This window comes from Rhodococcus sp. EPR-134, from assembly GCF_001647205.1.
GTDB classification, from domain to species: domain Bacteria; phylum Actinomycetota; class Actinomycetes; order Mycobacteriales; family Mycobacteriaceae; genus Rhodococcus_F; species Rhodococcus_F qingshengii.
The window spans coordinates 1-10,880 of sequence record NZ_LVCT01000590.1 but is presented as its reverse complement, the minus strand read 5'-3'; the positions used below and the strand labels follow the sequence as shown (position 1 = coordinate 10,880).

The following is a 10,880-nucleotide window of genomic DNA, read 5'->3' as shown; positions in this document are numbered from 1 at the left end:
TTCAGACGTCTTCGCCTTCGAGGGCGGCCATCCATTTGCCCTGATCACCGATCACGACTACCTCGTCTACCGCATCCCAGTGGAACACGACCACATCCTGATGATTCCAGGTAAACCGACTACCTGTACAACAGTGCAGGCGTCCGCATACCTGCCTGGCGTGTCACCTTATCTTTGGAACAGAAGAAGTTACTTTCAGTGTTCGAAAGCGCTCGTGACATCGTCTCAGACGAACTGGACGTAATGGAGCAGAGCGACCGGCACGGCAACGCCGGCTAAACCTGCAGATCATCACACTTTTCGAGAATCCGTCTCGTCTGGACAGTCAAGTGAATGCCATCCACTGGCCTCCACCAAAATGATTTCCATTTTCAATAACAGAGGTGCGCCGAGTTTGAACCTTTATCGTTCAACTCGGCGCTCTTTGTTTTATGGAGGTAAAACGGGTTTAAATCTCATTTGATCTGTTGAAAAATTACCAATACATTGCGACGACTTCAATTTCGATTAGATTTGCATCCGGTTGTCTGTTTGTCGATGGAGTGGATGGAATCTGAATGGAGGGTATGTCGCCTAGCGCAGTGATGCCTGCGTGAGTGCGCGCCTGCGTTCTAAATGTAGCGAGGTCGTCCGGTGTGGCAGTGATACCATACTCGCCTAGCCGGTCCGCAATCTTTTGAAACGCTTGCACCTGTGATTCCGTCGATGTCCATTCAATACGATTTATTGCAACAATCTGATCTATATTGCTTTGTTGCTCGTCCGAGATGCTAGCGCTTGAATTTCCTACCAGCAATCGACTGTATTCGCGGAGCGCGCCCTCGAAAACACGCGCTTCGTGATCGTTATTAGGAGTTGCCTCATCGAACGAAATATTTTGGAATGTATCGACGATTTGCTGGCCGCCCGGCATGGTCTTTGCAAATAGATCAAGTAGTTTAACGGGAGTCCAGGTCTTACGGATGCCGTCGATACTCACTCGCCCGAGAACGGTGACTGTTGCGTCTGAAAAGAGCAGACGTCGCATGTCTTTCCAGAATCTGTCCTTTTCAAGCACGCCCACTAATTCAATCTCTTTGGTTTGCAGGCCAAGACTGTTGGCAAGGTCTGTGTCCACCAGATATTGTCGATTGTCTTTTTCATAAAGCCTGACGTTCGTTACTATCGACCTGATAGGAACGAGGCCGGCCATGAAACGATCCAACAATTTGCCATAAGAGTTCATCTCTGCCGGGAGCACTCCTCCTAGATTAGTACCAAAAATCTCAGGATGGTCGGCACTCATCTCGGCGACCTCAGTGATGATCGACCCCATACTAAATAGCGGATCGGCTTGTAGCTTAACTTCTAGCTCGATAAGGCTGCCGCGGGTGAGCTGGGAGACATTGATGCTGACTTGTTTAGACTCTAGGAGCTTCTCTATACTGTCGATATTCTCAGAGGTCCCTACAGGAAACAGAAGGTCAGCCTCCTTCACACGTTGATGAAGCCGCTTAAACTGGGACTGAATACTGGCTTTTCGCGTTGCCTGAACTGACTGACTGCTTTTGGTTTGGAACGAGGACTTCGAACTCACGCTCGTTTCTTTTGCCCCGATACTACTTCCCAATTCACCTCCTACGGACTCTTCTTGGGTGCGTCCTTCTTGGATTTGTTCGGTCAGCTCTCCTTCTCTAGAGACAAGAAGGCTAAGAACGCTAATCTCGTCAAGGTAGACAAACTCCATAAAAGGCGAATTCTTAATGGCCCGAGCTTTCTTCCGCATTATCCATGCCCAAAGTCGTTTCACCCAGTTTGGTACTATTTTCATGTTAGATTCCCCCATTTGATGACTGTGATCTATTACGCAAACGCTCAAAAGCTCCAGCTAGGTCTTCGACGCGAAGTGATCCTCGACGATCGGTAGCAGCCAGTAGAGCTGCCTCAGTCCATATTGAGGCAATTCGTGCAGCAGACCAGCCGTCAGTACGCTCTGCGATCGTTTCTAGCGGCATAGAGCTGGGATCTACAACATTAAGACGCTTCATTGACACTTTTAGGATCTGAAGCCGATCATTTGCTGTTGGCATTGGAAATTCAATCTCCCAATCGAATCGGCCCGGTCGACGTAGCGCCGGGTCGATATCGTCAGGACGATTCGTTGCAGCAATGACAATTATGTTGGAGCTCTTCTCCTCGAATCCGTCCATGAGTGTCAGTAGCTGGGCGACAACTCGCTTAGAAGATTCGTGCGATTCTCCACTCCGCTTTTCTGCGAGACTGTCGATCTCGTCGAAAAACACGACGGCGCGAGGCTTGGCGGCGGCGTCCTCAAATAATGTTCGCAAGTTCCCTTCGCTGTCGCCAACCCATTTGCTGACAATCTCGGGACCGCTGATTGAGTAGAAGGCAGCTTTGGATTGATCGGCGATGATTCTAGCAAGATGAGTTTTGCCTGTTCCTGGTGGCCCTGTGAACAGAACTCCTTTGATGGGCTTGGCTCGAATACTAGCTAGTTCCTCAGCTCTGAGTAGTGGAGTTTCGATCAATTCGCGTGCTCGCGCAATCACATCTGGATAGCCGCCAAAGTCGTCAAAGGTAAGCTTCTTGCCTTGTGACTTCCATAGGTATCTGTCCGGTTTCATGTCTGTTGAGTTCACGTCACGCGGATGGAGTGGCGTATCGGCGATGACTTCATGGACACCACTCTCGTCATAGGTAACGGTTTGACCGACGACAGTCTCCTTCGGCTTTTTGTTAGGTATGAGATGGAATGAGTATCCGTCCTCGATAAGTAGTTGCTTGTTGATTATTTTGCGAATGACACCGATTTTTTTCTCTTCTATCCACATGGATGGGTCAGCCACACGGAATTCGTTGCCGCTGATCAGAATTACTTCACCAGGGTGTAGAGCGACGTCGTTCTCGCTTGTCATGAAACCAGAATTTCCGTTCGGAAAGCGGAAATTAACCCTCATACTGTCACTTGAAATAGAGGTAATCATTGCTAGTTGGCCTGAGAATCCATCGCTGTACTTGAACGACTCTGTCATATTTCTTATTTTAGCATCTAGTGAACGTAGTTGAAGTGACGTTTGGTTGAGCGAGTGTTTTGCACACGACCATTGTTAGACTGGTCTAGTCCGCAGCCGTACAATCGGTTTCTGTTTACTCGTTACTGTGTCATAATTGATTCAATTTTCACAGCTAAAATGTCTCACAATTCGGAAATGCAACGTCCGAGCAGTGATGGCGACCAATTGTGTATTGCATCTGCTCGCACTGCGTATCCAACTGAGCTGGCGTTACCATTTTGTGCAGAATGCCTATGGCCAGCAAAGATCCCTACAACTTTCCATATCTCGGAGGGCTCTCGTGAAATAACGGGACTTCCCGAGCATCCAGAAACGCCTGGTTCGCTCAGTTCGTAGAATGAGTGTCCTCGTATCGCGAATAACGGGATATCTTGCATCCTTCTGCGGATATATCCCTGAAGGTAGACTAGGTCAGGTCTGAGTGCGATGACCCCGTCCTTCTCAAGCTCTTGCGCGGTCTCTTCGGGATATGACCATTGCCTGTATTCGAACGACGACCCCTCCCAAGTGTCTGATATGCGCATAATTGATGGATAATTTATCGACGGTATTCGTAGTACGGCGACATCCTCGGAGGGGTGAGTTTCTTGGTCGCTTACTCGATGAACATGCCAGCCATCATCGTCGGCTGTAAGTACTGCTAAATGATTGCCCGTGTCAACACCCAAGAGGTGAGCATTTGTGAGGGCAATTCCATCAGATCCCACAAGAAAACATGTGCCATGGAACCTCTTGAGGCTGTAGATTTCACCCTCTTTGGAGACTTCGACAAGCGGAAGAACATAATCCCGGATCGGTCGACTGCTATCACTCATGCGTATATTCTAGCATTCTTTGTAAGTAAAAAACCACCACCCCGATGTAGAAGCAGGCTTTATCTAAATGACTCAGTAACGTCGTAGGCTATGTTAAAAATCTTCCTACATTCTTTTTGGAGTGCTCTATTTTATGATATTGACGTTAAGTCAACCATATGTTTAAATAAGTATACCGAAATGTCTATAAATCGATTGTAGCTATCTCGGTCGCCTTAATTGAGCGCCCCCACACCCTTTGGATAAGGAATGCAGGTAAGGAGCTTGATTATGGCGCCACGGACAGTTGGCCTAAGTTGGCCTTCTATAGTTGCCACTGCTGCAGGCTGGTCAATAGCAGTCACGCTACTAACGATGTCGGTCGTACGTCTAGTTGCTCCCGGATACGAACTTATAGGTTTGTGCCTCTTCGGTGCCGCATTTGCTTTTTGCACCTGGATCGCCGGGATGCTGACAGCAAGTATCGTACTTCAAGTGGAGCGCGACCGCGAGAATGCGGAATATCTTCGCATGTTGGAGCAAGAGCTTGACTAGGCCTAAGGTCTGAACTTACCTAGGCTAGGTGACCACTCAGTCCGTATTCCACTTCGTGTGGAATTCGGGCTATTTCTTTATCTCAAATGTAGATATTTCGGTCACTGTTAGAGGATTGCCTCACTCCACTCATTCCGGCGTGAAGGAGGGTCAACCCCATCGACTCCCTACCGCTCATTCGAATATAGATTTATTCATCTTTTCATGCTTATATATCCTCAAGGAGTACATATTGCCATGCAAAGGCAACGAACTAACTTAAAGAAACTATCACCCACTAATGACAATCAAGTCCGAATCACTGATGTAGAACGTAACTAACCTAGCCGTTGCATGTCATCACGGCTACCGTGGTTCTAATGAGCGTTTGTCTGATTTCACAATAGTCGCGATTGTTCTACAAACAGAGTACACATAAAACGGAGGCACACTATGACCAAACCCGAATATCAAATACGTGACGAAGAACGTTTAGAACGGCACCGTAAACGTAGTCAAGTGGCACGAGCGAATCGTAACCTCCGCTCCATTGCGCGAGCACACCTCGCCATTTCTAGTTGCATACCGGAGTCAGACGAGCTCGACCAACTACCATCACTACCTGTGTCTGCTGTCGATCCAGCTGACGAAGCAACGAGTCCTCCGTCTCCTGATGACCAACGAACTACGCCCTCTACGATGCGACAAGCTCCGCAGGCTGACGGATCAGACGTCTACGCCTTCGAGGGCGGCCATCCATTTGCCCTGATCACCGATCACGGCTACCTCGCCTACCGCATCCCGGTGGAACACGACCACATCCTGATGATTCCAGGTAATACCGACTACCTGTACAGCAGCGCAGGAGTCCGTATGCCTGCCTGGCGTGTCACCTTGTCTTCGGAACAGAAGAAGTTACTTTCAGTGTTCGAAAGCGCTCGTGACGTCGTTTCAGACGAACTGGACGTAATGGAGCAGAGCGACCGGCACGGCAACGCCACCTAAACCTGCAGCTCATCCCACTTTTCGAGCATCCGCCTTGTCTGGACAGTTAAGTTTGAATGCCATCCACTTGCCTCCGCCAAAGCAAAGGCTCGGACCTCGGACTTCGGTCCAGGTCAGAGCCTTTACTGTTTTCGGAGTCACACTGCTCGGGTAGTGGGCATCAGAACCGCACGGTGAATACCACGTGGCGATGCTCTCGGTCCGCGCGCTGGAAAAAGTCCGCCACTTCCTGAAGCCAGCCCCAGGCGTACCCGCGCTCGTCGGAGCCGTATTCCGGGTTGCGGTCGTCGAGCGGCATCGCGTCGTAGCGCACGCCGAACTCGGATTCGGTGATTTCCGCCAGGTACGAGGAGACTTCGGCGACCCGATCGGGTGCGAGGTAGGTGACGAGTTGGTCGTCGGTGTCGGTGTTGAGATCTTCGTCCCCCAAGATCACGCCGTAGGCCGGCCAGTTCTCGGACACGCGCTCGTACCCCGTGCTGGAGAGGGCGCACAGGATCGGATCCCACGCCTTGTCCGTGTCGCACGAGAACTCGGATCGGCCCGTCTCCTCGATGTCCTCGACCACAGCGCCGAGTTTGTCGTCGTCGCCGCGCGCGTCCAGAAGTTCCGCTGCCACGCTGTCTGACAGCGCGAAATGCACCCCAAGTTCCATGGCGTGATGCTAACGGCTGACCTTGCCGGCGTCCCGCCGTCACTACGGGACGAATCGCCTCAGGTAACGATCCTGCTCTGCCTCCGACCGAAGTTACCCATGGTGGGCCGGCTGTCGTACATACTTCATCGGTGATTCCGACAAAACGGACCGGCCTTTCTGTTGTATCGCTGGTGATCCTCGTCGTCGCGGGGTTGCTGGTCGCAGCCCCTGCCAGTAGCGCCGCGCCGCCGCCTGACTGGAAATACACAATGGTGGCGTTCAGCAATGCCAGCGACCGTGACATGGATGTCTACGAGTCGGCCGACGGCACCGGCTTTCAGCTCGTCCAGCAGTCGGCGTACAGGCCGCCGTCTGGGCTCGTGCGTGATCCGAGCATCTTCCGGAACACGGACGGGTTGTACTACCTCACCTACGCGACGGGTGGTGGGGCGAACATCGGGTTTGCACGCAGCAGCGACCGCATCAACTGGACGCCGCTGGGGAACTATCCGGTTCCGTTTTGCTGCGCCTTGATGCCTGGTACGGGAGATGGCACCGGTTCTGCGAGCCCCCCGGGCTTCTCGGGTTCGGCTGGTTTCAGCGACGGACCGTCGCTGTCACCATTCGTCACCAAGGCCTGGGCGCCTGAATGGTTTGTGGACGGCGATCGCGTCAACGTCATCCTGTCGATGTCGACCGGTGGAGGATTTGTGCCGTATCTGATGACGGCGTTGGAACCGTCGCTCCGGTTGTGGAGCCCGCCTGTTCCGCTCGCCGGGATCGGTGCGGACCACATCGACACCACCGTGGTCAAAGTCGGATCGACCTATCATGCGTTCACCAAGAACGAGACGAGGAAGGTCGTCGAGCATGCGGTCGCTCCTTCGGTGACGGGACCTTATTCGTTTGTCCCGCCCGGGAATTGGGGTTCGCTTGTCGAAGGTCCGGCCGTGGTTCAGTTGCCGAGCGGCGACTGGCGGATCTATCTCGACGCCTATACCGAAGGAAAGTATCTCTACTCCGACAGCACGGACGGGCTGAACACCTGGTCTCCTGTGCAAGAGGTTCCTGGGGTGTCCGGGACTGCACGGCATCTCGGCATCATGAGAGAACCGGCATAACATTCGACCCTGAGTTGGTAGGGCTCTGATCAAGGACTCCGGTCTTGGTCAGAGCCTTTTCTCGTACTTGCGTACTACTTGTGTGCGTCGTCTGCGCCTATCAGTGATTGACAAGCTAACGATGCGATGCCCGTGGGTCCGACGATTTCGCGCCGACCATGAAGTGAGTATCTCCGCGGGAGCTGTGCAGCGTTGCGCTCCCAGGCCCCGCTTGGGCGCCGTACTTCACGATTGATTGCCAGGTAATGCCTGTTAGTTTCATATTCAAGTACGCACACTGGCTTGATGCCCGCACTTTCTGCCTTCAGCTGCTCTGAGGCCCGCGGGATGCGGGTCGAATCCGATTTGCCGCACTGTTTCTGAGGGGTCTTCTCGTCCGTAAACGGTGACCTTGCTCATAGTGGGACCTAGGTCCTTTTCGCTGCTGATAAGCCTGTCGATATATATCTGTTACCGAAAGTTCACCCTAAATCCAAGATGGGGGAGATGGCGCACTGGCGGGCAAACAGGACGATTGGTACCGTCCGGTAACTAATTCAGTTAGTTGTCGGCTACCGCTCTGGTTGCTGTGTCACGTGGAGGAGCAGTTCATGTCGATCGAATCGCAAAACGGCATATCCCATCGTCGATCGAGGGCCGCAGTGGGGCTCGCGGCGTGTGCGGTTGCCGCGCTGTCGTCTGGTGTGGTCTTCGCAGGGAGCGCATCGGCAACGCCGACGGCGTTGGTGGACAAATTTGCGAGCACGGTCACCGATGACGGCTGGTCGTTGGATCTTGCCGCCACGAAACTGTCGGCGAACCCGGTGCCGAATCTGGCGACGACGGCGTTCACCCGTGAGGGGTTCGTGTCGGCGAAGGTGACCGGCACGATCGGCGGTCAGGGTGATTCGGCAGTGAAGACCGGTTATGTCGAGCAGGGATTGCAGATCGGCTGCCAGATCGATGTTTCCTCCGGACTTGGCTTGGGGCTTGGCTTTTCGCTCGGTCCGTCTGTCGGTGTGAGTATTTCGGGTGTCCCGTCGGCGAACGTGGGTGTGAATGCGTCGGTGAATCCGAGTATTCAGTCGACGATTGCGCCGGGCACGATCACGACGATTCCGTTGGGGAAGAAGGATCTCGAGTCGTCGAAGGCGTCGATCACCGCGGAGAACGTGCACGTGAAGGTTGATGCGTGCATGGGGCCGGTGACGATCCGCTCGTACGCACAACTCTCGGTGTCGACGGCGACGTCCGACAACTCGTTGTTCGTGTACTCCGATCCCACCTGGCTCTGACCCTCGCAGACTTCGCCGGCGCTGCTGGCGAGTAATTCCTGATCCGTCCCGTCCCGGGGTGGTTACTCATCACGCTCACAAAGGAGAAATCATGAAGATTCGTACCTTGGCCACTGCCGGAACCCTCACCGCAGGTATCGCCCTGATCGGTGTTCTCGGCGCCGGCGTGGCATCTGCTGCAACTCCGATCGTGCAACCGGAACATGGCCGGATCGGACTTTCACTTTCGAATGCCGAAACGGCGGCGCTGGCGGCGAGCCCGATTCCTGATGCGATTGCGAACATCGTTCCAGGTTCGCTGAGGGGGGTCTGGTTGGCGCCTGGTTCCGCGATAACTGTTACCGATGGCAAGGTCGACGCCCTCGAAGGAGCTGTGCTCGGTGAAGCAGCCGCGCGTGGTGGGCATGCCAATGTCTTTGTCTCCGACCCGAATCACCCCGCCAGTGAGGGGCACATAGTGCTGACGGAGCAGTACTGGAACTGATAACACGCCCAGTACCGGCGACTCGTTGTCCCCGCTCTCCCATCCTGTTTGGAGTTCCAGCCATGACCGTCAACAACGCCGAACGTCGCAGTGTCCAACCGGAACCCGCTGCCGTCGATAGCAAAGACGTTGCAGACGTTGATGACTGGGATCCGGAGAGTGAACTCAGTCCACTCTCCAAGGCTGTGATCGCTACGGCAGTCGGACTGGGGTTGCTGATCGCGGCATTCGCGGTGATCGGGAAGCTTGCCGGCTGGGCGAACGACTACGGGACGGTCCTGGTTTACCTGGCGTTCTTCTTGTGGATGTCGATCTCCGGACGGTTGTTCTGGTGGGGCGCAGACAAACTCATCGCGCTACTCCGAACGAAGAAGAGTGACAATCGTGGTGCGCACCGGTGAAGTCCGGTAGACGACTTCGCCGGACTCTCGCGGGAGTGCTTGCCGCTGGGGCGCTGTTGACCGGAGCGGCCGGAGCGATCGGTGCGGGAATTGCACTCTCCGCCGCTCCGGCGAACGCGACGCCGGAAGAAGACTGCGCGGCGGTGCGGGCACGTGATCATCAGATCTACCTGAATCTCATCGCCTCACTGCCACCTGGCGCACCCATCCCGCCAGAGATCATCAACCCGTGCCTGAGCGCGCCGTCCACGACGGCGACAGCTGCGCCGACGACCACCGTCGGGCTCCCCGGTGCACAGGCTCCAGGCGGTGGCCCGAATGTCGGGGCCAATGCTCCGACGAACTTTCCCACCTACAACGGCACCCCCATCGTCCCTGTGCCGACGATCGAGGTTCCGCCCATTGCTTCCGAGTCCCCGGCCTCGGAAACTGGTGTCGGTGCATTCCCCAATGCATCGGCATCAGCGGTTCCCTCACCCACACCCACCCCGGGTGAGGGAACCACCACCGATCGTGGTCCCGGACCGATCCCCGCGGATTCGGATTCGAATATCGCACCGGCTCAAACGGTTCCGGTCCCGGCAGCAGATGTTTCCACCGCCGGGGAGGACTCGGGCCGTGACCGGTATCTCGAACTCACCCTGATCGGCGCTGCGGCGTTCACCGCCGCGGGTATCGGAGTGCGCGGGCGGCCGGGACCTTTCAGCCCCCGCACGCCCGAATCAGTACTCTCCCAGGCGGTCGGGACTGCCGCGTCGCCGTTGACTGCGTACGCACCTGGCGGACAGTCCTCGTTGCGGGTGTTCGATCCGATCACCGGCGGAAGCCGGTTCTTCTTCCTGATCCACGACGAAACGTCGTCGCACGAATCCGTGATTCCGGTGGCGGTGCCGCCCGGCGGTCACATGAGCGTCAACCAAGACGGCACGGTCACGGTCTTCGACGCCGACGGAAACCCGGTCTCGACAATCGATGCCCCGTGGGCCTACGACGCCAACGGCACACCCATTCCGACGCACTATGAGATCCGGGACGGGCAACTCGTCCAGGTCGTCGACACCACGGGTATCGAGAACGTGCTGTATCCGATTTTGGCGGACCCGCAGGATCGCACACAGAGCGGCAAGAAATCGCCTGCACCGGCGCGCCCGACCAAGATCTCCGGTGAGGACGACGGCACCCGCTCAGATGACGGTCCACATTGGAACGAGACACCGCAGGTCGAAGGCCACAAGGCCCCCAATCCACCAGTCCAGAAACCGATACCCACTCAACCACCGGTCCCACCCGCGGTCGAGCCCGAACCACAAGTCCCTGAGCAGGCTCCGGCGCAAGTGCCGGAGCAGATCCCGCAGCGGTCGCCGGCCGAGGACATCAGCGGAGACATCGGCGGGGACGGACCAGGTGCCGGGACATCCCCATCCATCGACCCAGCGCCCGCTACACCGAACGAAACCGACACACCCCAAGCAGAATTGGCAGGAATTCCGATCATCGGCGGCATCTTCAGTGCAGCCGAAGCCGGGCTCATGCTCACCGCTGGAATCGCAGCTTTG

General features: G+C 55.4%; 9 protein-coding genes and 1 pseudogene. 6 read left to right on the top strand and 4 right to left on the bottom strand.

All coding sequences use genetic code 11. From position 1 onward, the window contains the following. Window positions 1-475: 475 nt before the first annotated feature. The 3 genes from A2J01_RS26090 to A2J01_RS37510 form a co-directional block, all read right to left on the bottom strand. Complete coding sequence (locus A2J01_RS26090) at window positions 476-1,810, bottom strand: DUF6414 family protein (protein WP_142006286.1); 1,335 nt, start codon at window positions 1,808-1,810, stop codon at window positions 476-478. A 1-nt stretch (window position 1,811) separates the two neighbouring features. Further along, window positions 1,812-3,032 carry an ATP-binding protein gene (locus tag A2J01_RS26085; protein WP_054188645.1) on the bottom strand — a complete coding sequence of 407 codons (1,221 nt, stop codon included), beginning with the start codon at window positions 3,030-3,032 and terminating at the stop codon, window positions 1,812-1,814. Between the two features lie 164 nt (window positions 3,033-3,196). Beyond that, window positions 3,197-3,889: a S1 family peptidase gene (locus A2J01_RS37510; protein WP_116057441.1), complete on the bottom strand. Its 693-nt coding sequence runs from the start codon at window positions 3,887-3,889 to the stop codon at window positions 3,197-3,199. Window positions 3,890-5,101: 1,212 nt separating this feature from the next. Between A2J01_RS37510 and A2J01_RS26080 the strand changes: the two genes are divergently transcribed. Continuing rightward, window positions 5,102-5,407 carry a hypothetical protein gene (locus A2J01_RS26080; protein ID WP_054188644.1) on the top strand — a complete coding sequence of 102 codons (306 nt, stop codon included), beginning with the start codon at window positions 5,102-5,104 and terminating at the stop codon, window positions 5,405-5,407. Between the two features lie 160 nt (window positions 5,408-5,567). Here the strand turns inward: A2J01_RS26080 and A2J01_RS26075 are convergent, their stop codons facing one another. After that, entirely contained in the window at window positions 5,568-6,062 is a 495-nt protein-coding gene (locus A2J01_RS26075) for a DUF1877 family protein (RefSeq protein ID WP_064113896.1), read from the bottom strand. 251 nt (window positions 6,063-6,313) lie between these two features. Here A2J01_RS26075 and A2J01_RS26070 point away from each other — a divergent pair, with 251 nt between their 5' ends. From A2J01_RS26070 to A2J01_RS26050, 5 genes and pseudogenes are all read left to right on the top strand, one after another. Beyond that, a complete protein-coding gene (locus A2J01_RS26070) occupies window positions 6,314-7,165 on the top strand; it encodes an arabinofuranosidase (RefSeq protein WP_231915914.1) in 852 nt (283 codons plus the stop codon). 590 nt (window positions 7,166-7,755) lie between these two features. Continuing rightward, window positions 7,756-8,439: an MspA family porin gene (locus A2J01_RS26065; protein ID WP_064113897.1), complete on the top strand. Its 684-nt coding sequence runs from the start codon at window positions 7,756-7,758 to the stop codon at window positions 8,437-8,439. A 91-nt stretch (window positions 8,440-8,530) separates the two neighbouring features. After that, the gene (locus A2J01_RS26060) at window positions 8,531-8,923 is read left to right on the top strand and encodes a hypothetical protein (RefSeq protein ID WP_029254241.1); all 393 of its coding nucleotides are present in this window, start codon (window positions 8,531-8,533) and stop codon (window positions 8,921-8,923) included. 62 nt (window positions 8,924-8,985) lie between these two features. Then, window positions 8,986-9,324, top strand: coding sequence for a hypothetical protein (locus A2J01_RS26055; protein ID WP_047272170.1), 339 nt, complete (start codon window positions 8,986-8,988; stop codon window positions 9,322-9,324). Further along, window positions 9,321-10,880 (top strand): annotated as a pseudogene (locus A2J01_RS26050) (hypothetical protein); the annotation flags it as partial. The gene A2J01_RS26055 and the pseudogene A2J01_RS26050, both read left to right, overlap by 4 nt.

Coding starts and splice junctions, on each gene's coding strand:
- A2J01_RS37510 (WP_116057441.1), bottom strand. CDS start 3,889: ATGAGTGATAGCAGTCGACCGATCCGGGATTATGTTCTTCCGCTTGTC.
- A2J01_RS26060 (WP_029254241.1), top strand. CDS start 8,531: ATGAAGATTCGTACCTTGGCCACTGCCGGAACCCTCACCGCAGGTATC.
- A2J01_RS26075 (WP_064113896.1), bottom strand. CDS start 6,062: ATGGAACTTGGGGTGCATTTCGCGCTGTCAGACAGCGTGGCAGCGGAA.
- A2J01_RS26085 (WP_054188645.1), bottom strand. CDS start 3,032: ATGACAGAGTCGTTCAAGTACAGCGATGGATTCTCAGGCCAACTAGCA.
- A2J01_RS26055 (WP_047272170.1), top strand. CDS start 8,986: ATGACCGTCAACAACGCCGAACGTCGCAGTGTCCAACCGGAACCCGCT.
- A2J01_RS26080 (WP_054188644.1), top strand. CDS start 5,102: ATGCGACAAGCTCCGCAGGCTGACGGATCAGACGTCTACGCCTTCGAG.
- A2J01_RS26065 (WP_064113897.1), top strand. CDS start 7,756: ATGTCGATCGAATCGCAAAACGGCATATCCCATCGTCGATCGAGGGCC.
- A2J01_RS26090 (WP_142006286.1), bottom strand. CDS start 1,810: ATGAAAATAGTACCAAACTGGGTGAAACGACTTTGGGCATGGATAATG.
- A2J01_RS26070 (WP_231915914.1), top strand. CDS start 6,314: ATGGTGGCGTTCAGCAATGCCAGCGACCGTGACATGGATGTCTACGAG.